This window comes from Oerskovia sp. NPDC060338, from assembly GCF_042726295.1.
GTDB classification, from domain to species: Bacteria; Actinomycetota; Actinomycetes; order Actinomycetales; family Cellulomonadaceae; genus Oerskovia; species Oerskovia merdavium.
The window spans coordinates 197,909-223,799 of the sequence record NZ_JBHXCQ010000010.1 but is presented as its reverse complement, the minus strand read 5'-3'; the positions used below and the strand labels follow the sequence as shown (position 1 = coordinate 223,799).

24 protein-coding genes and 1 riboswitch are annotated in these 25,891 nt (G+C 73.1%); of the genes, 13 read left to right on the top strand and 11 right to left on the bottom strand.

Annotated features, from left to right (window positions below):
- Positions 1-19: 19 nt before the first annotated feature.
- Both ACFWGN_RS14025 and ACFWGN_RS14020 read right to left on the bottom strand, forming a co-directional pair.
- Positions 20-835: a hypothetical protein gene (locus ACFWGN_RS14025; protein ID WP_377617580.1), complete on the bottom strand. Its 816-nt coding sequence runs from the start codon at positions 833-835 to the stop codon at positions 20-22.
- Positions 832-1,224 carry a PadR family transcriptional regulator gene (locus tag ACFWGN_RS14020; protein WP_377617578.1) on the bottom strand — a complete coding sequence of 131 codons (393 nt, stop codon included), beginning with the start codon at positions 1,222-1,224 and terminating at the stop codon, positions 832-834. The genes ACFWGN_RS14025 and ACFWGN_RS14020 overlap by 4 nt, the downstream gene beginning before the upstream one ends.
- Positions 1,225-1,351: 127 nt before the next feature.
- Here ACFWGN_RS14020 and ACFWGN_RS14015 point away from each other — a divergent pair, with 127 nt between their 5' ends.
- Positions 1,352-2,095: an SOS response-associated peptidase gene (locus tag ACFWGN_RS14015; protein ID WP_377617576.1), complete on the top strand. Its 744-nt coding sequence runs from the start codon at positions 1,352-1,354 to the stop codon at positions 2,093-2,095.
- 79 nt (positions 2,096-2,174) lie between these two features.
- Here the strand turns inward: ACFWGN_RS14015 and ACFWGN_RS14010 are convergent, their stop codons facing one another.
- Positions 2,175-3,278 carry an adenylate/guanylate cyclase domain-containing protein gene (locus ACFWGN_RS14010; RefSeq protein ID WP_377617574.1) on the bottom strand — a complete coding sequence of 368 codons (1,104 nt, stop codon included), beginning with the start codon at positions 3,276-3,278 and terminating at the stop codon, positions 2,175-2,177.
- 41 nt (positions 3,279-3,319) lie between these two features.
- Positions 3,320-4,282, bottom strand: a complete 963-nt coding sequence (locus ACFWGN_RS14005; RefSeq protein WP_377617572.1) for a biotin--[acetyl-CoA-carboxylase] ligase — start codon at positions 4,280-4,282, stop codon at positions 3,320-3,322.
- Between the two features lie 180 nt (positions 4,283-4,462).
- On the opposite strand from ACFWGN_RS14005, the gene ACFWGN_RS14000 reads away from it, so the two are divergent.
- From ACFWGN_RS14000 to ACFWGN_RS13970, 7 genes are all read left to right on the top strand, one after another.
- Positions 4,463-6,082 (top strand): acyl-CoA carboxylase subunit beta, encoded by a 1,620-nt coding sequence (locus ACFWGN_RS14000; RefSeq protein WP_377617571.1) that lies wholly within the window; start codon positions 4,463-4,465, stop codon positions 6,080-6,082.
- Entirely contained in the window at positions 6,079-6,744 is a 666-nt protein-coding gene (locus tag ACFWGN_RS13995) for a hypothetical protein (RefSeq protein WP_377617570.1), read from the top strand. The genes ACFWGN_RS14000 and ACFWGN_RS13995 overlap by 4 nt, the downstream gene beginning before the upstream one ends.
- Positions 6,741-7,007 (top strand): acyl-CoA carboxylase epsilon subunit, encoded by a 267-nt coding sequence (locus ACFWGN_RS13990; RefSeq protein ID WP_318244526.1) that lies wholly within the window; start codon positions 6,741-6,743, stop codon positions 7,005-7,007. Before ACFWGN_RS13995 ends, ACFWGN_RS13990 begins: the two co-directional genes overlap by 4 nt.
- Positions 7,004-7,990 carry a hypothetical protein gene (locus tag ACFWGN_RS13985; RefSeq protein WP_377617568.1) on the top strand — a complete coding sequence of 329 codons (987 nt, stop codon included), beginning with the start codon at positions 7,004-7,006 and terminating at the stop codon, positions 7,988-7,990. Before ACFWGN_RS13990 ends, ACFWGN_RS13985 begins: the two co-directional genes overlap by 4 nt.
- A gap of 52 nt (positions 7,991-8,042) precedes the next feature.
- Positions 8,043-9,797, top strand: coding sequence for a DUF885 domain-containing protein (locus tag ACFWGN_RS13980; RefSeq protein WP_377617566.1), 1,755 nt, complete (start codon positions 8,043-8,045; stop codon positions 9,795-9,797).
- Positions 9,794-10,498: a nucleoside triphosphate pyrophosphatase gene (locus ACFWGN_RS13975; RefSeq protein ID WP_191803665.1), complete on the top strand. Its 705-nt coding sequence runs from the start codon at positions 9,794-9,796 to the stop codon at positions 10,496-10,498. Before ACFWGN_RS13980 ends, ACFWGN_RS13975 begins: the two co-directional genes overlap by 4 nt.
- 242 nt (positions 10,499-10,740) lie before the next feature.
- Positions 10,741-12,573: an acetyl/propionyl/methylcrotonyl-CoA carboxylase subunit alpha gene (locus ACFWGN_RS13970; protein WP_377617564.1), complete on the top strand. Its 1,833-nt coding sequence runs from the start codon at positions 10,741-10,743 to the stop codon at positions 12,571-12,573.
- 91 nt (positions 12,574-12,664) lie between these two features.
- Here ACFWGN_RS13970 and ACFWGN_RS13965 read toward each other — a convergent pair whose 3' ends face one another.
- Positions 12,665-14,119: an MFS transporter gene (locus tag ACFWGN_RS13965; RefSeq protein WP_377617562.1), complete on the bottom strand. Its 1,455-nt coding sequence runs from the start codon at positions 14,117-14,119 to the stop codon at positions 12,665-12,667.
- Positions 14,120-14,296: 177 nt separating this feature from the next.
- On the opposite strand from ACFWGN_RS13965, the gene ACFWGN_RS13960 reads away from it, so the two are divergent.
- Both ACFWGN_RS13960 and ACFWGN_RS13955 read left to right on the top strand, forming a co-directional pair.
- Positions 14,297-15,598, top strand: a complete 1,302-nt coding sequence (locus ACFWGN_RS13960) for a benzoate/H(+) symporter BenE family transporter (protein ID WP_377617560.1) — start codon at positions 14,297-14,299, stop codon at positions 15,596-15,598.
- 83 nt (positions 15,599-15,681) lie between these two features.
- Positions 15,682-16,224, top strand: a complete 543-nt coding sequence (locus ACFWGN_RS13955) for an NUDIX domain-containing protein (protein ID WP_377617558.1) — start codon at positions 15,682-15,684, stop codon at positions 16,222-16,224.
- Between the two features lie 96 nt (positions 16,225-16,320).
- Here the strand turns inward: ACFWGN_RS13955 and ACFWGN_RS13950 are convergent, their stop codons facing one another.
- On the bottom strand, positions 16,321-16,701 hold the full coding sequence (locus ACFWGN_RS13950) for a DMT family transporter (protein WP_377617557.1): 381 nt from the start codon (positions 16,699-16,701) through the stop codon (positions 16,321-16,323).
- 1 nt (position 16,702) lies between these two features.
- A complete protein-coding gene (locus tag ACFWGN_RS13945; protein WP_377617556.1) occupies positions 16,703-17,017 on the bottom strand; it encodes a DMT family transporter in 315 nt (104 codons plus the stop codon).
- A gap of 13 nt (positions 17,018-17,030) precedes the next feature.
- A riboswitch (guanidine-III (ykkC-III) riboswitch) is annotated at positions 17,031-17,096 on the bottom strand.
- Between the two features lie 240 nt (positions 17,097-17,336).
- Between ACFWGN_RS13945 and efeU the strand changes: the two genes are divergently transcribed.
- The 3 genes from efeU to efeB are packed head-to-tail and all read left to right on the top strand — an operon-like array spanning position 17,337 to position 20,861.
- Positions 17,337-18,212, top strand: a complete 876-nt coding sequence (gene efeU / locus ACFWGN_RS13940) for an iron uptake transporter permease EfeU (RefSeq protein WP_377617555.1) — start codon at positions 17,337-17,339, stop codon at positions 18,210-18,212.
- On the top strand, positions 18,209-19,429 hold the full coding sequence (efeO, locus tag ACFWGN_RS13935) for an iron uptake system protein EfeO (protein ID WP_377617553.1): 1,221 nt from the start codon (positions 18,209-18,211) through the stop codon (positions 19,427-19,429). Before efeU ends, efeO begins: the two co-directional genes overlap by 4 nt.
- A 13-nt stretch (positions 19,430-19,442) precedes the next feature.
- Entirely contained in the window at positions 19,443-20,861 is a 1,419-nt protein-coding gene (gene efeB / locus ACFWGN_RS13930) for an iron uptake transporter deferrochelatase/peroxidase subunit (RefSeq protein WP_377617551.1), read from the top strand.
- Between the two features lie 16 nt (positions 20,862-20,877).
- Here the strand turns inward: efeB and ACFWGN_RS13925 are convergent, their stop codons facing one another.
- The 4 genes from ACFWGN_RS13925 to ACFWGN_RS13910 all read right to left on the bottom strand — a co-directional run bounded on the left by ACFWGN_RS13925 (position 20,878) and on the right by ACFWGN_RS13910 (position 25,889).
- A complete protein-coding gene (locus ACFWGN_RS13925) occupies positions 20,878-22,011 on the bottom strand; it encodes a TIGR03842 family LLM class F420-dependent oxidoreductase (RefSeq protein WP_377617550.1) in 1,134 nt (377 codons plus the stop codon).
- A gap of 16 nt (positions 22,012-22,027) precedes the next feature.
- A complete protein-coding gene (hydA, locus tag ACFWGN_RS13920; protein WP_377617548.1) occupies positions 22,028-23,494 on the bottom strand; it encodes a dihydropyrimidinase in 1,467 nt (488 codons plus the stop codon).
- A gap of 80 nt (positions 23,495-23,574) precedes the next feature.
- Positions 23,575-24,408 carry a nitrilase-related carbon-nitrogen hydrolase gene (locus ACFWGN_RS13915; protein WP_354509743.1) on the bottom strand — a complete coding sequence of 278 codons (834 nt, stop codon included), beginning with the start codon at positions 24,406-24,408 and terminating at the stop codon, positions 23,575-23,577.
- A gap of 110 nt (positions 24,409-24,518) precedes the next feature.
- Positions 24,519-25,889: an aspartate aminotransferase family protein gene (locus ACFWGN_RS13910; RefSeq protein ID WP_377617546.1), complete on the bottom strand. Its 1,371-nt coding sequence runs from the start codon at positions 25,887-25,889 to the stop codon at positions 24,519-24,521.
- Positions 25,890-25,891 lie beyond the last annotated feature (2 nt).

Sequence of the window (25,891 nt, the reverse complement as noted above, 5' to 3'; positions counted from 1 at the left end):
GCCGGGGCTGCCGCTGGGGTCAGCGTCCCGCCACGAGCCACGTCGCCCCGAGGGACGCGAGGGCGAGGAGCGGGAAGATCCACGTGACGCTCGCCGAGAGGAGCCGCTCGCCCGCGCCCTTCTCGACGCGCTCCTCGTCGACGGCGCCGTCCGTCGGGACGGGCGAGAGGATCGGGTCCTCGAGCGTGCCCCGACGGGCCTGGACCAGGCTCCACGCGGTTCCCGCGACGAGCACGAGCGCCCCCGCGACCGCCACGGGCCACGCCGGGAGCGTCACAAGCACGCCGTCCAGCAGGACCGCCCCCACGGCGAACGCCGCCACGAGCCCCGTCAGCACGACGACGGACACGACGGGCCGGCCCAGCACGGACCGGAGCACCGCCGAGCTGTGCCGGTAGAAGAGCATGATCGCGACCTCGAACGCCACGAGCAGGGCGATCATCCCGAACGTCACCTCGACCCCCGGGTCCGCCCCGCCCTCACCGCGCGCCAGGACGATCGAGGAGACGCCCCAGCCGAGGACGAGCAGCCCCACGAACTGGGTGCCGACCGGCCCGAGGACCTGGACGGCTTCCCAGCGCCCCTCGCGCTGCGGGGGCAGGCCGAGGCTGCGCGCGTAGGCCACGGGGTCTCCGAACGCTTCTGCGGCCGACTCACCGCTCTCGACGCAGTGCGACTCGACCTCGGCGAGCGCGGCGCCGAGCGCGGCGCCGCCTACGTCGAGGAGCCTCAGCTCGATCACGAAGGCCTCTGCCCACCTCTCGTCGACGTGCGGCGCGAGCCGTCGTTCGATCTCGTAGCGTGCGGCGGTCCGCTTCTCGCTCGTGCGGGTCATCGGGTCTCCTCGGTCTGGGTGGACGGGCGGACGGGCCCGTCGTCGGGGCCGTCCGTCTGCACGCCGCCGACGAGGTCGCGGGTCGTGCGGGTGAACGCGTCCCACAGCGTGGCGCGATGGGCGAGCTCGTCATGCCCCGCAGGGGTCAGCTCGTAGTACTTGCGCCCGGGTCCGCCGTCGCCTGCCCGCCACTCGACCGTCACGAGCCCCCCGGCCTCGAGCCGTCCCAGCAGGGGATAGAGCGTGCCGCCCTTGATGGCGCCGAGCCCGGCGTCGGCGAGGCGCGCGGCGATCGCGTACCCGTAGGTGGGGCCGGCGGCGAGGATGCGCAGCACGCACACGTCCAGGACGCCGCGCAACCACTCGCTGGGCCAGGTCTTCTCGGGCATGACTAGATAGTGTCGCGAACTAGTCAGGCTGTCAATCTAGTTGTCGCAGCATGCCCGACGACGCCGCTCACCCCTCCCCGTGCGCTGCGGCAGCGCCGCGTGGGTGGCCCGAGGCATCCTGGAAGACATGTGCGGACGCTATGCCTCCTTCCGGGACGCCCAGGACCTGGCCGACGAGTTCGCGATCGCCGACCTCGCCGACGACGCGCGCCTCCTGCCACCCTCCTGGAACGTCGCCCCGACAGACCCCGTGCGGATCGTGGTCGAGCGCGCGGCCAAGGACACGGGAGAGGTCCGCCGATCGCTGCGGGTGGCCCGCTGGGGCCTCGTGCCGAGCTGGGCCAAGGACCCGGGCGTCGGTGCACGCATGATCAACGCGCGCGCGGAGTCCTTGCTGGACAAGCCCGCCTTCGCCAAGCCGTTCGCGGCCCGGCGCTGCCTGGTTCCCGCCGACGGCTACTACGAGTGGCGCCGGATCGAGACTCCCCCGGCCCCCGGATCGACAGCCCGCAAGCCCAAGGTCAGCAAGCAGCCGTTCTTCATCCACCCCGACGGGTCGGCGGTCGCGGCGTTCGCGGGGCTCTACGAGTTCTGGCGCGACCGGACCAAGGCGGACGACGATCCCGCACGCTGGCTCGTGTCGACCACCATCGTGACGACCGCCGCCGCCCCCGCGCTCGCGTCGATCCACGACCGCATGCCGCTGTCGCTCGCCCCGGACCTGTGGGACGCGTGGCTCGACCCTGCCGTCGGCAAGGACGAGGCCGCGGGCCTGCTGGTCGCACCCGAGGTGCGCATGACGGCGCAGGAGGTCGCGCCGCTGGTCAACAGCGTGGCCAACAACGGCCCAGAGCTGGTCCTCGCGGTCTGAGGCCGGGCCTCGGCCCCGCGACGCCGGGCCCGCACGGCCCCGTGGTCGGTCCGTCGAGCCGCAGCGGCCGGGGTGCCGGTCAGCCCTTGTACGCCCACTGCAGGCGCACGGGCTCGATTACTCCCAGGCCATGGACCTCACGCTCGGGCTGGGCCGTCAGCGCGAACCGCGAGTCCCGCGAGAGCAGGGCGGCCGTCTCGCGGTCGATGAGCACGGTCGCGGGCTCGGCGATCTCGGTGAGCCGCGACGCGAGGTTGACTGACGGTCCGAACACGTCGCCGAAGCGCGAGAGCACCCGGCCCCAGACGAGGCTGACCCGTACGGGCGGGACCTCGATCCCCTCGCCGGCCCGCTCGCCTTCCTCGGCGAGGCCCAGCGCCACCTTGGCCCCCGTCGCGACGTCGTCGGCGACGTACAGGACCGCGTCCCCGATGGTCTTGACGACGCGGCCGCCGGCCGCCGTGATGACGTCGCGCGCCCGGGTCTCGAAGAGCTGCACGAACTCGGCGAGCTCGCTCGACCCGAGCCCGGCCGTGCGCTTGGTGAACGAGACGATGTCGGCGAACCCGACCGCCCGCGGGAGCGGCAGCTCCTGGGAGTCGGTGACGTCACCCGCGCGGGCCTCGGAGAACTCGACCGCGAACCGCGCCGCCACGGCCGCGAGCTGGCGGCGCCACGCGTGGCTCAGCTGGGTCTCCAGCACGGGCGCGAGGTCCGGGAGCCGGTCGAGCACGAGCAGCCGGGCACTCGTGTCGTCGAGGTCGAACCGCTTGGTCATGTGCTCGACGAGCGCCTCGACCTGCCAGAGCACGAGCCGTTCGGTCGTGTGGCCCATCGACCGGATGAGGGTCGTCAGCGACCGGTCGTCGAACTGCTCGCGCTCGGCGACCGAGTAGATCTGCTCGAGGGCGACCGCGTCGTCCTCGGTGAACATCTGCTCCTGCTCCTCGGTGATCGGGAGCCCGAGCGCCTGCCAGTACGAGCGCACCTGCTTCTCCGTGAGCCCGGCCCGCTCCGCGAGCCCCTCGACCGTGAGGGCGCGAGGCCCGCCCAGGAGGGCCGCGTCGACGTCGGCCTCGACCGTCGCCCGCTCGGGGACGACGGGGCTCTCCGCTCGACTCTCCTCGGCTGCCTTCGTCGTCTCGGTGGTCTCTTCGGCTGCCTCAGGGATGTCGTGCGTCACAGACAGATCCTAGTTCAGTGCTGCCCCAGGCCCTGGCCCGTTCACCCCGCTTGCGCACCGACGGGGCCTCCGGCGGGGCCCGCGGGGGCTGCTCCACCGGTCCTCGAGCCGGCCGCGTCCCCCGACCCCGCACGCAGGTGGTGCACGTCGCCGCTGTGCAGCGAACGGGTCGTTCCGTCCCCCTCGCGGACCAGCAGCGACCCGTCGGGTCCGAACCCGAACGCCTCGCCGATCACCTGCCCACCCCCCGTGAGCTCGACCCGCACGTGCGCGCCGAGCGTGGCGCTCACCTCGACGCACTCCGCGACGAGGCCCGCGGCCTCCGCGTCGCCTCCCGCGTCCTGCCAGCGGCCGAGCGTCTGCGCGAACGACTCCTCGAGCGCCGTCAGCAGGACCTCACGGTCCGTCGTGGCAGCCGCCACCAGGGCGAGCGAGGTGGCCGAGGCGACCGGGAGCTCGCCCTCGCTCTGCAGGACGTTGAGCCCGACGCCCACGATCGCTCCGCCGTCGGGCAGGAGCTCGCACAGGATGCCCGCGACCTTGCGGCGCGTCCCCCAGCCCTCGACCTCCTCCGCTGCCCCGCGGCCTCCGTCGGCCGCCGCGCCCGGCGCCGGGACGAGCACGTCGTTGGGCCACTTGACCACGGCCTCGACGCCCGCGGTCGCGCGCAGGCACCGGACCGTCGCGAGGCCCGCGAGCAGCGGCAGCCAGCTCAGGCGCTCGCGCGGCACGTCGGGCCGGACCAGGAGCGAGCCCGTCAGCGCGGTCCGCGCGGGCGTCTCCCAGGAGCGCCCCGCACGGCCCCGCCCACCGACCTGGTGCTCGGCCACGAGCAGCGCGGGTGCAGGCCACGCCTGGGGGTCCTGGGCCACGGCCGCGGCCAGCTCGGTGTTGGTCGAGACGGACTCCTCGACGACCTCGAGGCGCTCGAGCGGGCCGTGCGGGACCACGAGCAGGTCCCGCAGGAAGTCGGGGCGCAGCGCAGGGTGGTCGGCAGTCGTCATGCCCCCATCATGCACGGACGCGCCCGGAGCACGGCAGCACCACCCGCGCGACGAAGGGGCGTCTCGCACGACGACGGGCACCGCGCCGCAACGGTTTGTGGGAACCCTCCAACGCCGACGCGGACGCCGGTGCGATCCCCCGCACCCGCTTGGTCCCACCCACCAACTAGGCTCGTCTGCGTGAACGAACCTGTCGCCGGCACCACCCCGGCCCCCACCGGTCAGCTCATCGGCACCGCAGCGAAGCTCGCCGACCTCGACCGTCGGCGCGCCGAGGCGTCCGTCGCACCCGAGGAGGCGGCCCGCGCCAAGCAGCACGCCCGGAACAAGAAGACGGCCCGCGAGCGCATCGAGGCCCTGCTCGACGAGGGCAGCTTCGTCGAGCTCGACGCGTTCGCCAAGCACCGCTCGACCAACTTCGGGCTCGAGAAGAAGCGGCTCGCGGGCGACGGCGTGGTCGTGGGGTACGGGACCGTCGACGGTCGTCAGGTGTGCATCTACTCGCAGGACTTCACGGTCTTCGGCGGGAGCCTCGGCGAGGTGCACGGCCAGAAGATCACCAAGGTCCAGGACCTGGCCCTGCGCACGGGCGTCCCGCTCGTCGGGATCTCCGACGGCGGTGGCGCGCGTATCCAGGAAGGGGTCGCGGGGCTCACGCAGTTCGCCGAGATCTTCCGGCGCAACGTCGCGGCCTCGGGCGTCATCCCGCAGATCTCGCTCATCCTCGGCCCGAGCGCGGGCGGCGCGGTGTACTCCCCCGCCCTGACCGACTTCATCGTCATGGCCGACCAGACGTCGAACATGTTCATCACGGGCCCCGACGTGATCCGTGCGGTCACGGGCGAGGACGTGGGCTTCGAGGAGCTCGGCGGGGCACGCACCCACAACGAGCGCTCGGGCGTCGCGCACTACATGGGCGCCGACGAGGACGACGCGATCGACTACGTGCGCCACCTCATCGGCTACCTGCCGCAGAACAACCTCTCGGACGCCCCCGGCTTCCCGCCCGAGGACACCGAGCTCGAGGTCACGGACGAGGACCTCGAGCTCGACACCCTGGTCCCCGACTCGGACTCGCAGCCGTACGACATGCGCACCGTGATCGAGCACGTCCTGGACGACGGCGACTTCCTCGAGGTGCAGCCGCTCTTCGCGAAGAACGTCCTGATCGGGTTCGGGCACGTCGAGGGCCAGTCGGTCGGCGTCGTGGCCAACCAGCCCCTCGCGATGGCCGGGACGCTCGACATCGACGCGGCCGAGAAGGCCGCGCGGTTCGTGCGCACGTGCGACGCGTTCAACATCCCCGTCCTGACCCTCGTGGACGTCCCGGGCTTCCTGCCGGGCGTCGACCAGGAGCACCAGGGCATCATCCGTCGCGGCGCCAAGCTCATCTACGCGTACGCCGAGGCCACGGTCCCGCTCGTCACGCTCATCACGCGCAAGGCGTACGGTGGCGCGTACATCGTCATGGGCTCCAAGCAGCTCGGCGCGGACGTGAACCTCGCGTGGCCCACCGCCCAGATCGCCGTGATGGGCGCCGGCGGCGCGGTCAACATCCTCCAGCGCAGCACCCTCAAGGCTGCGGCGGACGCAGGACTGGATGTCGACGCCGAGCGGGCACGCCTGGTCGGCGAGTACGAGGAGGCCATCGTGAACCCCTGGGACGCGGCCGAGCGCGGCTACGTCGACGCGGTGATCCGTCCGTCGGAGACCCGCGTGCAGGTGGTGCGCGCGCTGCGCGCGCTGCGCACCAAGCGGGCGAGCCTGCCCCCCAAGAAGCACGGCAACATCCCGCTGTGACCGCGGGAGCCCCAGCACCGCACGACGACGCGAACCACGAGACGAACCGCGAGGACGACATGCCCGACGAGCACACGAGCGACGGCCACGAGGGCCACGACCACCCGGACAACGGGCACGACAGCGTGTCGCACGGCGCCGAGCCGCTCGGCCCGGTCGACGAGGCGCCGCTGCACGCCGCGGTCGACGCCCTGGCCGCAGCCCTGCACGACTACATCGGCACCGCGGTGGGCGTGCGCTCCGAGTTCGGTGCGTCCGAGGCCGACGAGGACCCCCGTGTCCTTGCCCTCGAGGCGCGCATCAGCACGCTCAACGCCCAGGTCTACGACGCGCTGCACGGTTCGCTCGGCATGCACCCGGACCTCACCTCGCTCGTGTGGGCCTCGGACGAGGAGCTCGGCGCGGGCGGCGACGCGGACGCGCCCCCGGCGCCCGAGGTCGCCGAGCCCTTCTACCTGGGCTTCGTCGTGGGACCGGGCTCGACGCCCGACACCTCGCTCGACTCGGTCATCGACTTCCTCGACAACGCGGGCGAGCAGGTCGTCGCGGCCCTCGCCGAGGCCGGCTTCGACATCCCCGAGTGGGCCGCGTCGCGCGGCGAGGCCGCCGACTTCGAGGGGTACGGGGACGCGGCGGACGACCCGACGGACGGCGGCCTGTGAGCGGGACGCCCGAGGCGCCGTCGGGCCGTTCGCTGCGCGTCGTGCGCGGCGCGCCCGACGACATCGAGGTCGCGGCCCTCGTCGCGGGGCTCGCGGCGGCCGCAGCGGCCTCGCACGTGCCCGACGACGAGGCGCCCCTGTCCGAGTGGACCAACCGTGCGCGCGGCCTGCGCGGGACCGGGGCGGGCGCGACGGCCAAGAGCTTCGGCGGCCGCGCGGGTCGGCACAACGCCGACTCCTGGCGGTGGAGCCTGCAGTCATGAGCCAGACCACGACCGTCCTGGTCGAGCTCGCGGACGGCCCCGGGGCCGTCGAACGTCCGCTCACGGCCGACGGCAGCGGGCCCGCCGTGCCGCCGCTCCCGGCCCGCACCGGCTGGCGCCGGTGGGCGTGGATCGTCCCGACCGTCCCGACGGTCGCGCTCGTCGCCTACCAGCAGCTCGCACCGTCGCAGGGCTGGCCCCTCCCGGCCGCGGTGCTGGGCGTCCTGACCGTCCTGCTCCTGCTCGTCGCGGTCCTCGCGCTCGCGCGGTACCTCGACGACCGCGAAGCGCAGCGCGAGACCCGCGCACGCGACGCCCTGCTCACGGCGGCCGAGCGCACCACGGGCTCGGTGCTCGTTGACGTCACGGCCGAGGCGGACCAGGTTCCCTCAGGATCCTCGCGCGAGCTGCCCGACGGCGCCACGCTCGTGAGCGGTCGGCTCACCTTCTCGGTCGACCACGTCCCCGTCCGGGCACCGTTCACGGTGCCCGTCCCCGCCATGACGGAGGGCCCCCGCTCGGGCGACCCCGTCGCGGTCTGGTACCCCCGGGGTACGCAAGGCCGGCCGGCCGTCGTGCTCGTGCGCTACCAGCGCGCCTGGGCGGACGACCTGCTCGCCGCGATGCACCCGGAGCGGGCCGGTGGTGGGACCGGCATCTCCGGGGTCGGGACCGCCGACCCGGCGCCCGCCGCTGACGCCGAACCGTCCTCGGCGCCGACGAACCAGGACCTCCTCGATGCCCTCGGTCGGGCGGGCGCCGAGCACCCCCGCCTGGTCACCGAGCAGGTCGCGCCCACCGGGGCGTGGAGATCCGTGCGCGTCGAGCTCTCGCTCCCGGGCAGCACGCGGTCCGTCCTCGTCTTCGAGGACGCTGACGAGCTCGTGTACATCGGCCCGGACGGGGGCGGTGCGCAGTCGCTCGAGCTGACCGCCCCGTCGGCCGTGCTCGACCTGGCGGAACGACTCCTGCGCCAGGACTGATCATCCTCACGGACGACGACCCCTGCGGGTACCACGCAGTAACCTCTACCGGGTGACCTCACCCACCTCGCCGGCCGAGCCCGGCACCCCCACCGCCAGGACCCCCCGCACGCCCTCCGCGATCGACGCGATCGCCGACGCGTACGTGCTCACGGTCGCCGACCTGAACCCGCTCGCCGCCACGGCCATGGGCCTCACGGGCTACGACCACCGCATGACCAACCTGTCGCCCGCCGGGTACGAGGCCCTCGCGGCCGCGGACCGGGCCGTGCTGGCCGAGCTCGCGGACGCCGAGCCCGTCGACGACGTCGACCGGGTCACGCTCGCCGCGATGCGCGAGCGCGTCGGTCTCTCGCTCGAGCTGCACGAGGCCGGCGAGGACCTCGCGCTGCTCAACAACATCGCGTCCCCGCTGCAGGAGCTGCGCGACATCTTCGACATGATGCCCACGGGCACGGTCGAGGCGTGGGAGAACGTCGCGGCCCGTCTCGCGGCCCTGCCGGGAGCCATGGACGGGTACATCGCCTCGCTCACGGCCGGTGCCGCGCGCGGCAACGTCGCGGCGATCCGCCAGGTCCGCGAGGGCGTCAAGCAGGCCCGCGAGCTCGCGAACCCCGAGACGTCGTTCTTCGTCACGTTCGTCCGTGGCGAGGAGGCGTCAGCCGTGCTCGACGAGTCCGCGGCGTGCTCGCTCGTGCGCAAGGAGCTCGAGATCGGCGCGGCGGGTGCCGTGGCCGCCTACGGCAGGCTCGCCGACTTCCTGGAGGACGAGCTCGCACCCCAGGCCCCCACGGCCGACGGCGTGGGGCGCGAGCGCTACGCCCTCGCGTCGCGCAACTTCCTCGGCGCAGAGGTCGACCTCGAGGAGACCTACCAGTGGGGCCTCGAGGAGCTCGCGCGCGTCATCGCCGAGCAGGAGGCCGTCGCCGCCCAGATCGCCGGCCCGGGCGCCACGGTCGAGGAGGCCGTCGCGATCCTCGACGCGGACCCGAGCCGCAGGCTCGACGGCACGGACGCGCTGCGTGCGTGGATGCAGGAGACCTCGGACGCCGCGATCCAGGCCCTCGACGGCGTGCACTTCGACATCCCCACCCCGGTCCTGGACCTCGAGTGCATGATCGCCCCGACCCAGACCGGCGGGATCTACTACACGCCCCCGAGCGACGACTTCTCGCGCCCCGGGCGCATGTGGTGGTCCGTGCCGCCGGGCGTGACCGAGTTCAACACGTGGCGCGAGAAGACGACCGTCTACCACGAGGGCGTCCCGGGCCACCACCTGCAGTGCGGCCAGGCCGTCGCCGCGCGCGACACGCTCAACTCGTGGCGCCGCCTCGCGTGCTGGGTCTCGGGCCACGGCGAGGGCTGGGCCCTGTACGCCGAGCGCCTCATGGCCGACCTGGGCTACCTCGACGACCCGGGCGACCGGCTCGGGATGCTCGACGGCCAGCGCATGCGCGCGGCCCGCGTCGTGCTCGACATCGGCGTGCACCTCGGGCTCGACGCGCCCGAGGAGTGGCGCGGCGACTCCGAGGACCCGCGCTGGGACGCCGACAAGGCCTGGGAGTTCCTCAAGGCCAACGTCAACATGGACGAGTCGTTCGTGCGCTTCGAGCTCAACCGCTACCTCGGGTGGCCTGGGCAGGCCCCGTCCTACAAGGTCGGCCAGCGCCTGTGGGAGCAGACGCGCGACGCCGCCCGTGCGGCTGCGGAGGCCCGCGGTGAGGAGTTCGACGTCAAGGCGTTCCACGAGCGTGCCCTGAACCTGGGCTCGGTCGGCCTCGACGTGCTGCGCGGAGCCCTGCAGTGAGCGACACCAGCACCCCTGCACCCCGCCTGCTCCTGGCTTCGCAGTCCCCGGCCAGGCTCGCGACCCTGCGCTCGGCGGGCGTCACGCCCGAGGTCCGGGTCTCGGGGCTCGACGAGGACGCGGTCCTCGACGCCGCGACCGCACGGTTCGGTGCGCTCGACCCCGCCGACGCGGTGCTCGTCCTCGCCCAGGCGAAGGCCGAGGAGGTCGCCCAGGTGCTCACGCGCGAGGCGCGCGAGCGTGACGAGGCGAGCGACGCCGTCGGGCCCGAGGAGAGCGCACCGATCGTGGTCGGCTGCGACTCGATGCTCGAGCTCGCGGGCGAGGTGTACGGCAAGCCGAAGGACGCCGACGAGGCGACCGCCCGGTGGCGCGCGATGCGCGGCCGGTCCGGCGTGCTGCACACCGGGCACTGGCTCGTCGACCTGCGCGACCCGCAGGACGGCGGCAGCGGGGCGACGCTCGGCGCGACCAGCTCGACGACGATCCACTTCGCCGACGTGACCGACGCCGAGATCGCCGCGTACGTCGCGACGGGCGAGCCGCTCGCGGTCGCCGGCGCGTTCACGGTCGACGGCCTGGGCGGGGCGTTCGTCGAGAGCATCGAGGGCGACCACCACGGCGTGGTCGGCATCAGCCTGCCGCTCGTGCGCGAGCTGCTCGGCGAGATCGACGTGGCCTGGACCGACCTCTGGGCGTGAGCCGATGACGGCCCGCCCGCTCCGCCGCACCTCGCCTTCGGGCGCCGGGCGGCAGAGCGGGCGGGCCGTCGGCTTGTCGAGGCCGCACAACGCAGGCCGACCCCGGGGCGGTTCGTCCCTCCGACCATGGAGGGTTCCTACAAACGACCCCGGTGTGCCTTGGCCTGATCTCCAATCTTGTCCGGTACCGGTGGTCGGAGCGTGAACCGAGGGCGCCCGACGCGTTACCGTGAGCCGTGCCCGTGAACTCAACGAACCCCGCGACCAGCCTGCCCAGACGACTGTCGAAGGTTCTCATCGCCAACCGCGGGGAGATCGCGGTCCGCATCGCCCGCGCCTGCGCCGACGCCTCGATCGCGTCGGTCGCCGTGTACGCGGACTCCGACCGCGAGGCCCTGCACGTGCGCCTCGCCGACGAGGCGTACGCGCTCGACGGCGCGCGCGCCGCCGACACCTACCTCGACGTCGCCAAGCTGCTCGACGTCGCACGCCGTGCGGGCGCCGACGCGGTGCACCCGGGCTACGGCTTCCTCGCCGAGAACGCCGGGTTCGCCCAGGCCGTGATCGACGCGGGCCTCGTCTGGATCGGCCCGCCCCCCTCCGCGATCGACGCGCTCGGCGACAAGGTGAGCGCCCGGCACATCGCGCACCGTGCGGGCGCTCCCCTGGTCCCCGGCACCCCGGACCCTGTCGCCGACGCGACCGAGGTCCACGCGTTCGCCGCCGAGCACGGCCTGCCGATCGCGATCAAGGCGGCCTTCGGCGGCGGCGGGCGCGGGCTCAAGGTCGCGCGCACGGCCGACGAGATCGACGAGCTGTTCGACTCCGCGGTCCGCGAGGCCACCGCAGCGTTCGGTCGCGGCGAGTGCTTCGTCGAGCGCTACCTGGACACCCCGCGCCACGTCGAGACCCAGTGCCTGGCCGACGAGCACGGCACGGTCGTGGTCGTCTCGACGCGCGACTGCTCGCTCCAGCGCCGCCACCAGAAGCTCGTCGAGGAGGCCCCCGCGCCGTTCCTGACCGACGAGCAGCAGGCCGAGCTCTACAAGGCCTCCGAGGCGATCCTGCGCGAGGCCGGGTACGTCGGCGCCGGGACCTGCGAGTTCCTCGTGGGCGCCGACGGCACCATCTCGTTCCTCGAGGTCAACACGCGCCTGCAGGTCGAGCACCCGGTCTCCGAGGAGGTCACGGGCATCGACCTGGTGCGCGAACAGCTGCGCATCGCGGCGGGAGAGCCGCTCGGCTACTCGCAGGTGACCACGCGCGGGCACTCGCTCGAGTTCCGCATCAACGGCGAGGACCCGGCCGCGAACTTCCTGCCGGCCCCGGGCCGCATCACGCGCCTGCACTTCCCCAGCGGACCGGGCGTGCGCGTCGACAGCGGCGTGAGCGAGGGCGACGTCATCTCCGGCGCGTTCGACTCGATGATCGCCAAGGTCATCGTGACCGGTGCCACGCGCCTCGAGGCCGTCCAGCGAGCACGTCGCGCGCTGCGCGAGATGGTGGTCGAGGGCATCCCGACGGTCGTCCCGTTCCACCGCGCCGTGCTGGACTCCGAGGACTTCGTCCCCGCCGACGACTCGGCGTTCCGCGTGCACACGCGCTGGATCGAGACGACGTTCGCCGACGAGCTGACCAAGCTCGCACCCGCCACGCCCGCCCAGACTCCTGCCGAGGAGGACGAGGCGCCCGCGACCGAGCGGGTGGTCGTCGAGGTCGGCGGCAAGCGCCTCGAGGTCGTCCTCCCCGCAGGGCTCGGCATGGCGGCGGGCCGCGCCCGCTCGGCCAACGCGGCCCGGCGTCCCGCGCGTCGCTCGGCGACCAAGGCGGGCTCGAGCAACGGCACCACGCTGGCCTCGCCCATGCAGGGCACGATCGTCAAGGTCGCGGTCTCCGAGGGCGCCGTGGTCGCCGAGGGCGACCTCATCGTGGTGCTCGAGGCCATGAAGATGGAGCAGCCCCTCGTCGCGCACCGTGCGGGCCGCGTCACGGGCCTGACCGCCGGGGTCGGCGCGAGCGTGAGTTCGGGCACCTCGATCTGCGAGATCACCGACGTCGCCGAGGCGTCCGCCTGACGCTCCTTCGCTGAGACGCCGACAGGGTTCGGCCGGCACGCTCTTCGGAGCGTGCCGGCCGAACCCCGTCGGCGTCCTTGCCGCCTGGTCCTCAGACCGTGACGGACGTGTGCTCGTCCGCCGCACGCATGGCCCGGCGGCCCGAGGGCACGAGCACGGCGACCGCGATCACGAGGAACATGAGCGCCCCCGACACGATCAGGAGCGACTCGACCGAGTACCGGTCCGCGAGCGGGCCGAACACGACCATGCCGATCGGCATCGCGAGCGCCATCACGATCCCGACGAACCCGAAGACCCTCCCCTGCCGGTCGGGCTCGACCGTCTCCTGCAGGACCGTCATCGAGGTCGTCGAGAACGCCGGCACCGCGAGTCCGAGGAGGAACATGAAGCCGAAGAAGACCCACATGTTCGTCGAGAGTCCCATGCCGACCGAGAGCACGCCGAACACGAACGTCGCGCCGACGATCATCGCGACCCGGTTCTTGAGGCCGCCCCACGTCGCGAGCAGGACCCCGCCCAGGATCATGCCGATCGAGAACGCGAGCTCGTTGGCCGTGAGCTTCCAGACCTCGTCGCCGAACGTCCGCACGACCATGAGTGGCGTGAGGTAGGACGGCGCGACGATCAGGAGGAACACGACCGCGTACAGGCCCAGCACCCAGCGGACGAACGCGTGGCCGCGCAGGTAGCGCAGGCCGCCCACGAGGTCGTCGAAGTACCCGACCTTCTCGCCCGCGCCCACGTCGGTGCGCAGCACCTTGGTCACGGGGATCAGCGCCAGGAGGCCGATCCCGATCGCGGCCGTGACGACGTCAACGAAGAAGATCGCGACGATCGAGGCGCTCGCGTAGATCGCCGCGGCGACCGCGGGGGCGAGGAGCGTCATGGCCGACTGGATCGACCCGTTGATCCCGTTCACGCGCATGAGCTTGCTCACGGGGACGAGCTGCGGCAGGAGCGAGGCCACCGCGGGCATCTGGATCCCGGCGCCCACCGAGCGGATCGCGAGCGCGGCGTAGACGAGCCACAGGTCGTCGCTCCCCGCGAGCATCAGCAGAGCGAGCGCGAGGGTCGTGACCGCGATCGAGGCGTCGGCCGCGATGATCAGGAACTTGCGGTTGAGCCGGTCCGCCCAGACCCCTCCGAAGATCGACACGACGGCCTGCGGCAGGAAGCCGAACACTGCAGCCAGGGCGAGCACACCACCGGACTTGGTCTCGAGGGTCAGGTGCCACATGATCGCGTACTGCACGAGCATCGACCCGAACAGCGAGACGGTCTGCCCGCCCAGGAAGATCGTGGCGTCACGGCGCCAGCGCGGCTTGTCGGCCTCGTCGTCCGTCGGGGTCGCTCCGGACGGGCGGGACGGGCCGGACGGGTCGGCGGGATCAGCCTGGTCCGCGGCCTCGGGCAGGCTCGCGGGACCATAGGAGACGGCCGCGGGGTCGGTGGACTCAGGGGCGTATGAGGGCCTGGCGTCGGCGCCTGTCGAGGCATCCTCTGCGGTCGGGTCGGACACGATGTTCGGCTCGGGATGACTCACCCGTCCATGGTGCGGGGCCCGAGGCCGCGCGTCCACCGAATTCGAGGTCGACCGCCCTGTCCGGGACGTTGCCTCCCCGGCGCCCCTGCTGCCTCGGGATCAGGCGGCCGAAGGCCGCGCGGGCTTCTCCCCGCCCGGTTCCCGCGCACGAGGTCACCGCGGTGGCAGGGTGGGCCCGTGACGTCCGCCTCACCCTCGCCCCTCCCCGCCCGGAGCCCTCGCGCCGCACCCTCCCGGACCGTGGACCTGCTCACGGGACCGGCACCGTCCCCCGGCCCGGTGCGCGCCGCGTCGGTCTCCGCCGTGGTCGCGGGCCTGGTCGCGGTCATGGTCTCGTTCGCCGGGCCGTCGCTCATCATCCTGCAGGCCGCGCACGACGGTGGTCTCACGACGGCCCAGACGACCTCCTGGCTGTGGGCCGTCTCGATCGGCAGCGGACTGACGGGCGTGGTCCTGAGCCTGCTGACCCGTCAGCCGGTCATCACGGCCTGGTCGACGCCCGGGGCGGCCCTGCTGCTCGGCACGCTGCGAGACTTCGCGTTCTCGGACGTCGTGGGCGCCTACCTCGTCGCGGCGGTGGCGGCGCTCGCGCTCGGTGCGAGCGGAGTGTTCGGCAGGCTCCTGGCGGCGGTCCCGCCCCAGATCCTCTCGGCGCTGCTCGCGGGGGTCCTGCTCCCGTTCGTGCTGGGTGCGGTCGTGAGCGCGGTCGGCTCGCCGGTGATCGGGGCGAGCGTCGCCGTCGCGTTCGTCGTGGTGCGCCGCCTCGCGCCGCGCTACGCCGTGCTGGCGGCACTGCTCGCCGGGGTCGTGGCGGCGCTCGTCGCGGGCGACGTCTCGCGCCCGACGACCGCGCTCGCCCTGGCCGTCCCCGAGTGGACCACCCCGACGCTCGACCTGGGCGCGGTCGTCGGGATCTCCGTCCCGCTCCTGCTCGTGACGCTCAGCGCCCAGAACGGCCCGGGTCTGGAGATGCTGCGTGCGAGCGGCTACCGCCCGAACAGCCGGCTGCTGGTCGGCGGGACCGCCGCGGCCTGGGCCTTCCTGGCGCCGTTCGGCGCGCACGGCATCAACCTGGCCGCGATCACCGCGGGCATCTGCACGGGCCCGGAGGCGCACGAGGACCGCACGCGCCGCTACGTCGCGGGGGTCGCGTGCGGGGTCGGGTACCTGGTGGTGGGGACGTTCGCGGGGAGCCTGGTCGGTCTCTTCCACGCCGTCCCGGCGGCCCTGGTCACGACCGTCGCGGGGGTCGCGCTCGTCGGCGCGCTCACGAGCGCCCTGGCGGGAACCTTCGCCCCCGCGGCCTCGACGCCCGGTGCGAGCCCGTCTCCGGCGGCCCTCGAAGCAGCCGTGCTGACGCTCGTCGTCACGACCTCGGGGATCGTGGTCGCCCACGTCGGCTCGGCATTCTGGGGGGTCGTGGTGGGGCTCGCCGCGTACGGGGTGCTCACGGTCGGCCGGCGTCGCCGCGCGACGTGAGCCCCGTGCGGGCTCCTGTCCACGACGTGGTCACCCAGGCCGCGCACTGTCCCGTCCGGCCCGCCGGATGGCAGGGTGGGACCGTGACGATCCCGACCGAGCCCGCACCTCCGTCCACCTCGACCGACGCCCCCCGCGCCCCTCGACACCTCCAGCCCGGGGACGGGTGGGTCGAGTGCACGTGCGGCAGGCGGCACTGGGGGCTCGCGGGAGCCGCGGGCCTGCTCGTCGCGCGCCGCGGCGAGGACGGACGGGTGAGCCACGTCCTGCTCCAGCACCGGGCGACCTGGAGCGACCAGGGCGGCACGTGGGGTGTACCCGGCGGCGCGATCCACCCCGACGAGACCCCCGAGCAGGGCGCGCTGCGCGAGGCCCACGAGGAGGCCGGGGTGGACCCCGCCCTCGTGAGCATCGTGGGCGACCGGGTCCTGGACCACGGGCCGTGGCGGTACACGACCGTGCTCGCGGAGGTCGTGCCGGGTGCTCACCTCGGGGCGCGCGCCACCGACGCCGAGAGCCTCGAGATCGCGTGGGTCGCGGTCGAGGACGTGCCCTCGCTCCCCCTGCTGGACGCGTTCCGGGACGCGTGGCCCGAGCTCGTGGGGCGGTTCGCGGAGGTCCGCTGACGAGGACGGCCCCCGCACGGCGTGCTCCGGGCGCGAGAACGGCCCGTGGCCGGCCCTCGACGTCCGAGGGTGGCCACGGGCCGTTCGCCGTGGTCGCTAGCGGTCCGACCGGTCGGTCGGGGCGCCCTCGACCTCAGTCGGCGCGGGGTCCTTCGCGGGCCCGTGCGGGACGAGCTTGAGCCCCACGACCGCGGCGATGATGCCCGCGATGAAGACGACCTTGCCGACCGAGGCGGACTCGTCGCCCGTCAGGATCGCGTAGGACACGGTCAGGGCCGCACCGATCCCGACCCACACCGCGTAGGCGGTGCCGATCGGGATGTGCTTCACGGCCCAGCCGAGCCCGCCCATGCTGACGGCGAGCGCGACGAAGAACACGATCGACGGGACGAGCTGGGAGAACCCGTCGGACTTGCCGAGGGCCGTGGCCCAGACGGCCTCGAAGACGGCGCTGACGAGCAGGACGATCCACGGCACGTCAGCTCACCACCTTGAGGCCGACCACGGACCCGACGAGCAGGACCAGGAGCAGTCCGCGCAGCCAGGTGAAGGTCTCGGACCCGGTGAAGAATCCCCAGACGACCGTGAGCGTGGCGCCGATGCCGACCCACACCGCGTAGGCGGTGCCCGTGGGCAGCGAGGTCATGGCCCACGCGAGACCGACCATGCTCAGGATCAGGGAGACGGCGAAGACGACGGTCGGTCGCTTGCGCGTGAAGTTCTCCGAGGCGGACAGCGCCGTCGCCCAGACGGCCTCCAGCATCCCGGAGAGGACGAGGACAACCCAAGCCATGACAAGTAACCCCTCTGAGTCAGTCTTGTCCGTGCGGGTACTGCTCCCTCGTCCGCGCGTCCCTCGTCGGAGGAACTTGGGACCATCGTACCAAGATCGCGGCGCCCCGGCCAGGGGGCAGCTCCCCGTCCGTGTGGGACGGCTCACGTGGGCACGGGTGTCGACGACCCGGCGACGGGAGTACTGTTCTCGCGGAGGAAGGCAAGCCTTACCAAACTGGGACCCGCGTTCCAGAGCGGGGGCGCCACCGCTGCGGCCACCGGTCGCCCCGGCCTCCGGCTCCCGGGCTCACCGCCCCGCGACCCGTCGAAGGACTCCCGTGTTCGCCAACTTTCTCATCGGCCTGCGTGAAGGCCTCGAGGCCGCGCTCGTCGTCAGCATCCTCGTCACCTACCTCGTCAAGACCGGTCGGCGCGACCTGCTCCCCTTCCTCTGGCTCGGAGTCGGCATCGCCGTGGCCGTCTCGATCGGGTTCGGCGCGGCCCTGACCTACGGACCGCAGGGGCTGACGTTCGAGGCCCAGGAAGCCATCGGCGGCACGCTCTCGATCGTCGCGGTCGGCCTCATCACGTGGATGATCTTCTGGATGGGCAAGACGGCCCGGCACCTCAAGACCGACCTGCAGCACAAGCTCGACGACGCCGTCGCCGCCGGGAAGTGGGCCGTGGTCGTCATGGCGCTGCTCGCCGTCGGGCGCGAGGGCCTCGAGACCGCGCTCTTCCTGTGGGCGGGCGCCCAGGCCACGGGCACCACGACCAAGCCCCTGCTCGGAGCCGTGCTCGGGCTGGCCGTGGCCGTCCTGCTCGGCTGGGCCGTCTACCGGGGCGCCGTCAAGCTCAACCTGCGCGTCTTCTTCGCCTGGACCGGGCTGTTCCTCATCGTGGTGGCTGCGGGGGTCCTCTCCTACGGCGTGCACGACCTCCAGGAGGCCGGCATCCTGCCCGGGCTGCACAACCTGGCGTTCGACGTCAGCGCGCAGATCCCCCCGTCGAGCTGGTACGGCACGGTCCTCAAGGGCGTCTTCAACTTCTCCCCCGCGACCACCTGGCTCGAGCTCGCCGCCTGGTGGCTCTACCTCGTCCCCACGCTGTTCTTCTTCGTCCGGACCGTCTGGTTCAGCGCGCCTCGCAGCAGTGCCCCCGCGCAGGCCAGCACCCCGGCAACCACCGTCACGACTCCCGGAGGAAACCGATGACCCGCTCACGGGCCACCCACGCCGCAGCGCCGCTGCTCGCTGCCGCTCTTCTCGTCCCGCTCCTCGCCGCGTGCACGCCCAACGACCCGGCCCCCGCCGGCTCGGACGGCTCGGCCGCCGGCTCCGCGAAGCTCACGGTCGACTCGTCGGCCGACGCGTGCACGCTCTCGGCCGCCGAGGCGCCGGCGGGCAACATCGTCTTCACCGTGACCAACACGGGCGACGACGTGACCGAGTTCTACCTGCTCGCCGAGGACGGCCTGCGGATCGTGTCCGAGGTCGAGAACATCGGTCCGGGCATCAGCCGCGACCTGGTGCTCACGGCCAAGCCCGGCGAGTACGTGACCGCGTGCAAGCCCGGCATGATCGGCGACGGCATCCGCTCCGACTTCACCGTGACCGACTCGGGCAAGGACATCGAGCCCACGGGCGCGGTCGCCGACCAGATCGCCCTGGCCTCGACCAACTACGTCGCGTACGTCAAGGACCAGACCGAGCAGCTCCTCGAGGGCACCCAGGAGTTCGTGGCCGCGTACACGGCGGGCGACGACGAGGCCGCCAAGGCCCTCTACGCCCCCGTGCGCGTGCACTGGGAGCGCATCGAGCCCGTGGCCGAGTCGTTCGGCGACCTCGACCCCAAGATGGACCTGCGCGAGGCCGACCTCGAAGAGGGCCAGGAGTGGACCGGCTGGCACCTGCTCGAGAAGGACCTGTGGCAGCCCGCGCCCGAGGCCAACGGCGGCGAGACCTACGTGGCCCTGACCCCCGAGCAGCGCACGCAGTACGCCGACCAGCTCCTCGCCGACACCCAGGAGCTCTTCGACCGCACGCACGAGGCGTCGTTCGCGGACGGCATCGACGCGCCCGCGATCGGCAACGGCGCCAAGGGCCTGCTCGACGAGGTCGCGACGGGCAAGGTCACGGGCGAGGAGGAGATCTGGTCGCACACCGACCTGTGGGACTTCCAGGCCAACGTCGACGGCGCCAAGGTCGCCTACGACGGTCTGCGCGACGTGGTCTCGGCCAAGGACGAGGAGCTCGCCACGACGCTCGACGAGCGCTTCGCGACCCTCCAGGGCCTGCTCGACGAGCAGAAGCAGGGCGACGGGTTCGTGCTCTACACCGACCTCACGCCCGAGCAGGTCAAGGCGCTCTCGCAGGCCGTCGACTCGCTGAGCGAGCCGCTCTCGCAGCTCACCGCCGCCGTGGTGCTCTGAGGACCGACGCACCATGACGACCGCTCCAGACCAGCCCGACGCCGGCTCCTCCGCCCTCGAGGGGCCCGACGCACCCCGTGGGACCACCGGACCCGGTGACCCCACGCGACCGACCGAGCCGACCCGGGAGGCGCGCCGCATCTCGCGGCGAGCCGTCCTGGGGATGGCCGGCGTCGGGCTGGCCGGGGCGGGGCTCGCGGGAGGCTTCCTCGCCGGGAGCGCCACGGCCTCGGCGCGGGGCGCCGCGCCGAGCGCGGGTCCTGCCGAGGGCGACGGCGCGTTCGCCTTCACGGGCGAGCACCAGGCCGGGATCACGACCCCCGTCCAGGACAGCCTGCACTTCGCGACCTGGGACGTCACGACCCAGGACCGCGACGAGGTGGTCGCGCTCCTGCGCGCGTGGACGCTCGCGGCCTCGCGCATGACGCAGGGCCAGCCCGCCGGGGAGTTCGGACCCATGTCGGGCCCGTACGACGCGCCGCCGGACGACACGGGCGAGGCCGAGGGCCTGCCGGCCTCCGGGCTGACGATCACGTTCGGGTTCGGCCCCTCGTTCTTCACGGCCGCCGACGGGTCGGCCCGGTTCGGCCTCGACGGGCGCAAGCCCGACCTCCTCGCGGACCTGCCGCACTTCCCGGGCGACATGCTCGAGGACGCGCGCTGCGGCGGAGACCTCGCCGTCCAGGCGTGCGCGAACGACCCGCAGGTCGCGGTCCACGCGATCCGCAACCTCGCGCGCATCGCGTTCGGCACCGCGTCGGTGCGCTGGAGCCAGCTCGGCTACGGGCGCACGTCGTCGACCACGACCGCTCAGCCCACGCCCCGGAACCTGTTCGGCTTCAAGGACGGCACGGCCAACATCACGTCCGAGGAGTCCTCGGCGATCGACGAGCACGTGTGGGTCGCGCCGGGCGACGGGGCCGACTGGCTCGCGGGCGGCTCGTACCTGGTCGCACGCCGCATCCGCATGACGATCGAGACGTGGGACCGCGCGCCCCTGCGTGAGCAGGAGACCATCGTGGGGCGCACCAAGGGCTCGGGGGCGCCGTTGTCCGGCGGCGAGGAGCGCACCGAGCCCGACTTCGAGGCCGCGGGCCGCGGGGGCGTCCCACTCATCGACCCGGCCTCGCACGTGCGCCTCGCGCACCCCACGAGCAACGGCGGCGCGCGCATGCTGCGGCGCGGCTACAACTACACCGACGGCTCGGACGGGCTGGGCAGGCTCGACGCGGGGCTGTTCTTCCTCGCGTACGTGCGCGACCCGGCGACCCAGTACGTGCCGATGCAGAACGCCCTCGCCAAGCACGACCTCATGAGCGAGTACCTGCGGCACACGGGCTCCGGGATCTGGGCCGTGCCGCGCGGGATCGCCGCGGGCGCCACGCTGGGCGGCGCCCAGGGAGCGTTCGTGGGTCAGGAGCTGTTCGCCTGACCCACCGGCCGAGGGCTCACTCCCGGACCCGGCCCGCCTCCTGGACCGCGGGACGGACCAGCTCGCCGTAGGCCTGGAGCGTCTCGTCGTTCGCGTCGTGCTGGAGGTAGAGCGCGAACTGGTCGACGCCGAGCGCCTTGAGCTCGAGCAGCCGCTCGACGTGCCGCTCGGGCGGCCCGACCAGGCAGAACCGGTCCAGGATCTCGTCGCTCACGAACGCGGTGTGCGTGTTCCCTGCGCGCCCGTGCTCGTTGTAGTCGTAGTCGACCCGCCCGGCGACGAAGTCGGTCAGGGCGCGCGGGATGCTCGGCCCGTCCCCGCCCGTCCCCGTACCCTCCCCCGCCCCGTAGCGCGCGACGATCTCCGCGACGTGGTTGCCGACCATGCCGCCGAACCAGCGGCACTGGTCGTAGGCGTGGGCGAGCGACCGCCCTCCCCTGTGCGCGGGCCCGTCCCCGCCCGTGCCTGCAGGAGTGCCCGACGGCGCCTCGTCCGTCACGTACGCGGGTGCGGCCACGCAGATGGTCACCTCGGCCGGGTCGCGACCGGCCCGCTCGGCCGCCTGGCGCACCGCGTCGATCGACCAGGCCACGATGTCGGGGTCGGCGAGCTGGAGGATGAAGCCGTCCCCGACCTCGCCCGCGAGCGCCAGCGCGCGCGGGCCGTAGGCCGCGACCCACACGGGGGTGCGGCTGTCGGGGGCCCAGGGCAGGTGCAGGGTCGTGCCGTGGTACTCGACGGACTGCCCGCCCGCGAGCCCGCGGACGGTCGTGACGGCCGCCCGCAGCTCGGCGAGGGTCACGGGCTTGCCGTTGGTCACCCGGACCGCGGAGTCCCCGCGGCCGATCCCGCAGACCGTGCGGTTGCCGAACATGTCGTTGAGGGTCGCGAAGAGCGAGGCGGTCACGGTCACGTCGCGCGTCGAGGGGTTGGTGACCATGGGCCCCACGGTCACGCGGTGGGTCGCGGACAGGATCTGGGAGTGGATGACGAAAGGCTCCTGCCAGAGCAGGTGGGAGTCGAACGTCCACACGTGGCTGAACCCGTGGAGCTCGGCGCGGCGCGCGAGGTCGACCACGCGCCACGCCGGCGGGTTGGTCTGCAGGACGACGCCCAGGTCGAGTCGCTCGGCCGTGCCTGCCGCGGTCATGGCCGGTACCCGCCCGTCATCGGAGGTACGCCGAGGTGCTGCGGCGCAGGTACCGACCGTGCCCGGGGTGCCCGTGGTACTCGCCGTCCGAGACCAGGACCGTGCCGCGCGAGATCACGACGTCGACGTGCCCGTCGATCTCGAAGCCCTCCCAGGCGGAGTGGTCCATGTTCATGTGGTGGGTCTTGCGGTTCCCGTGTGCGGCGTCCGCGCCCGAGGTGTACCCGATCGACGTGTGCCCGGCGGGGTCGTAGACCACGACGTCGGCGTCGGCCCCCGGGGTGAGCACGCCCTTGCGGTCGCCCAGCCCGAACATGCGCGCCGGCGTCGTGCAGCACAGCTCGACCCAGCGCTCGAGCGAGATCTTCCCGTCGACCACGCCCTGGTAGACGAGGTCGAGGCGGTGCTCGACGCCGCCGATCCCGTTGGGGATCTTGGAGAAGTCGCCGAGCCCGAGCTCCTTCTGCTCCTTCATGCAGAACGGGCAGTGGTCGGTGCTCACCACGGACAGGTCGCCCGTGCGCAGGTAGCGCCACAGCTCGTCCTGGTGGCCCTCGGCCCGCGAGCGCAGCGGGGTCGAGCAGACCCACTTGGCGCCCTCGAAGTCGCCCCACTCCTCGCTCCTGGCCCCGAGCTGTTCCTCGAGCGACAGGTACAGGTACTGCGGGCACGTCTCGCCGAACACGTTCCAGCCGTCGTCGCGGGCGCGGGCGAGCGTGGCGACGGCCTGCTTGGCCGACATGTGCACCACGTAGAGCGGGGCACCGGCGAGCCGCGCGAGCATGATCGCGCGGTGCGTGGCCTCCTCCTCGGTCTCCCACGGGCGCGTGGTGCCGTGGAAGTACGGGGCCGTGTCGCCGCGGTCGATCGCCTGGCGCACCAGGACGTCGATCGCGATGCCGTTCTCGGCGTGCATCATGACCATCGAACCGTTGGTCGCTGCCTTCTGCATGGCCCGCAGGATCTGCCCGTCGTCGCTGTAGAAGACCCCGGGGTAGGCCATGAAGAGCTTGAAGCTCGTGATGCCCTCGGTCACGAGCTCGTCCATGGCCTTGAGCGAGTCGTCGTCGACGCCGCCGAGGATCTGGTGGAAGCCGTAGTCGATCGCGCAGTTCCCCTCGGCCTTGGCGAACCAGGCGGCGAGCGAGTCCTGGACCCGTTCGCCGGTGCGCTGGACCGCGAAGTCGACGATCGTCGTCGTGCCTCCCCAGGCCGCGGCGCGCGTCCCGGTCTCGAACGTGTCCGAGGCGGCCGTGCCGCCGAACGGCAGCTCCATGTGGGTGTGCGGGTCCACGGCGCCCGGGATCACGTACTTGCCGGTCGCGTCGATCACGGTCTCGGCGACCGAGGCGAGGTCCACCCCGAGCGTCGTGTCGCCCGGGCGCACGAGCGCGGCGACCTGCTCGCCGTCGAGCAGGACGTCGGCGCGCGAGCGCCCCGTGGGCCCGACGACGGTGCCACCCGTGATGAGGGTCAGTGCCATGGTGCGGTCCTCTCGTTCGTCGGTCGGTCCTTCTGTGCGGGGGCCGGCTCCGGCCGACGCAGCTGCTCGGGGCCGGCGGCTCAGGGCGCCGTCAGCGGGCCGTACGCGTCCGGTCGGCGGTCGCGGTAGAACTGCCAGCGGTTGCGGACCTCGGTCAGCACGTCGAGGTCGAGGTCGCGGACCACGAGCTCCTCCTCGTAGGCGTCGGCCGTCTCGCCCACGAACGCTCCCTCGGGGCTCACGAAGTAGCTCGTGCCGTAGAAGTCGTTCGACCCGAGCTCCTCGAACCCGACCCGGTTGATGGCCCCGACGTAGTACTCGTTGGCCACGGCCGCCGCGGGCTGCTCGAGCTTCCACAGGTAGTTCGACAGGCCGCGGCTCGTGGCGCTCGGGTTGAACACGATGGTCGCTCCCGCGAGCCCCAGGGCGCGCCACCCCTCGGGGAAGTGCCGGTCGTAGCAGATGTAGACCCCGATCCGTCCGACCGCGGTGTCGAAGACGGGGTAGCCGAGGTTGCCGGGGCGGAAGTAGAACTTCTCCCAGAACCCGGGCAGGTGCGGGATGTGGGTCTTGCGGTACTTGCCCAGGTAGCTGCCGTCGGCGTCGATCACGGCCGCGGTGTTGTAGAGGATCCCGGGCTGCTCGAGCTCGTACACCGGCAGGACGATCACGATGCCCAGCTCCCGGGCGAGGGCCGCGAAGCGCTCGGTCGTGGGACCCGGCACCGGCTCGGCGTAGGAGTAGAACGCGGCGTCCTCGACCTGGGGGAAGTAGGGAGCGTTGAACACCTCCTGGAAGCAGATGACCTTCGCCCCCTGGTCCGCGGCCTGGCGCGTGAACGTCTCGTGGGCCGCGAGCATGGACTCCTGGTCGCCGGTCCAGCGGACCTGGGTGAGGGCGGCTCGCACGATCATGGGTTCTCCTCGGGTCTGTGTGGCTGCTGGGGCGGCTGGTGCGGTGGCGCTGCTGCGGGTGGTGCTCCTGCAGGTCGGATCGGGTCGGGTCGGTCGCGCGGACCGGCGCGTCACGTGGGCGAGGGCTCGACGACGTACCGGTCGGCGACGTCGAGAGCGGCGTCGACCACGTCGAGGCCGTGCTCGAGGTCCTCGACCGACGTCACGAGCGGCGGGGCGAGGTGCAGCCGGTTGACCTGGGGGAAGGGCCAGACGCCGCCCGCCGTCACGGCCGCGACGACCTGCGTCATGGGCGCGTTCTGGGCGGCCGTCCCCTGGAAGGGCACGAGGCGCTCGCGCGTGGCGGGGTCGCGGACGAGCTCGATCGCCCACAGGAACCCGAGCCCGCGCACCTCCCCCACGCTCGGGTGGCGGGCGGCCATGTCACGCAGGCGCGCACCGATCACCTTCTCGCCCAGCGTGCGGACGCGGTCGAGGATCCCCTGCTCCTCGAAGACCCGGATGCTCGCGACACCCGGCGCGCACGCGAGCGGGTGCCCCGAGTAGGTCAGGCCACCGGGGAACGCGGCGCGGTCGAAGCTCGCGGCGACCCGCTCCGAGATGATGACGCCGCCGAGCGGGACGTACCCGGAGTTCACTCCCTTGGCGAAGACCACGAGGTCCGGCACCACCCCCCAGCGGTCCACCGCGAACCACTCGCCCACGCGCCCGAACCCGACCATGACCTCGTCGGCGACGTACAGGATGCCGTGCTCGTCGCACAGCTCGCGCACGCCCGCGAGGTAGCCGTCGGGCGGGACGAGCACGCCGTTCGTCCCCACGACCGTCTCGAGCAGGATCGCCGCGATCGTCGCGGGCCCCTCGAGCTCGACGACCTCGCGCAGGTGGCGCAGCGCCGCCACGCACTCCTCGGCGTCGTCGGCGGCGCCGAACGCCGACCGGTAGGTGTAGGGCCCGAAGAAGTGCCGCACGCCGGGGTCCACCTCGTTCGGCCAGCGGCGCGGGTCCCCCGTGGCCGTCACGGCCGTGCCGGTGTTCCCGTGGTACGAGCGGTAGGCCGCCAGGATCTTCTGGCGCCCCGTGTGGCGACGCGCCAGCCGCACGGCGTTCTCGACCGCGTCGGCACCGCCGTTGGTGAAGAAGACCCGGGTCAGCCCGCCGTCCGCGCCGCCCGGCGCCCGCTCGACGACGAGCCGCGCGAGCTCGCTGCGGACCGGGTTGGCGAACGACGGCGCGACCGTCGCGAGCCGCCCGGCCTGCTCCTGGATCGCGCCCACGAGCGCAGGGTGCTGGTGCCCGAGGTTGAGGTTGATCAGCTGTGACGCGAAGTCCAGGTAGCGCCGCCCGTCCGTGTCCCAGAACCAGGCCCCCTCGCCGCCCGCGATCGTCACGGGGCGGATCAGCTCCTGGGCCGACCACGAGTAGAAGACGTGGGCGTCCTCGCGGTCGCGCCGCGCCGTGCCCGTCGCCTCGTCCGTCATGC

Coding starts and splice junctions, on each gene's coding strand:
- ACFWGN_RS14025 (WP_377617580.1), bottom strand. CDS start 835: ATGACCCGCACGAGCGAGAAGCGGACCGCCGCACGCTACGAGATCGAA.
- ACFWGN_RS14020 (WP_377617578.1), bottom strand. CDS start 1,224: ATGCCCGAGAAGACCTGGCCCAGCGAGTGGTTGCGCGGCGTCCTGGAC.
- ACFWGN_RS14015 (WP_377617576.1), top strand. CDS start 1,352: ATGTGCGGACGCTATGCCTCCTTCCGGGACGCCCAGGACCTGGCCGAC.
- ACFWGN_RS14005 (WP_377617572.1), bottom strand. CDS start 4,282: ATGACGACTGCCGACCACCCTGCGCTGCGCCCCGACTTCCTGCGGGAC.
- ACFWGN_RS13985 (WP_377617568.1), top strand. CDS start 7,004: ATGAGCCAGACCACGACCGTCCTGGTCGAGCTCGCGGACGGCCCCGGG.
- ACFWGN_RS13945 (WP_377617556.1), bottom strand. CDS start 17,017: ATGGCTTGGGTTGTCCTCGTCCTCTCCGGGATGCTGGAGGCCGTCTGG.
- efeO (WP_377617553.1), top strand. CDS start 18,209: ATGACCCGCTCACGGGCCACCCACGCCGCAGCGCCGCTGCTCGCTGCC.
- efeB (WP_377617551.1), top strand. CDS start 19,443: ATGACGACCGCTCCAGACCAGCCCGACGCCGGCTCCTCCGCCCTCGAG.
- ACFWGN_RS13925 (WP_377617550.1), bottom strand. CDS start 22,011: ATGACCGCGGCAGGCACGGCCGAGCGACTCGACCTGGGCGTCGTCCTG.
- hydA (WP_377617548.1), bottom strand. CDS start 23,494: ATGGCACTGACCCTCATCACGGGTGGCACCGTCGTCGGGCCCACGGGG.
- ACFWGN_RS13915 (WP_354509743.1), bottom strand. CDS start 24,408: ATGATCGTGCGAGCCGCCCTCACCCAGGTCCGCTGGACCGGCGACCAG.
- ACFWGN_RS13910 (WP_377617546.1), bottom strand. CDS start 25,889: ATGACGGACGAGGCGACGGGCACGGCGCGGCGCGACCGCGAGGACGCC.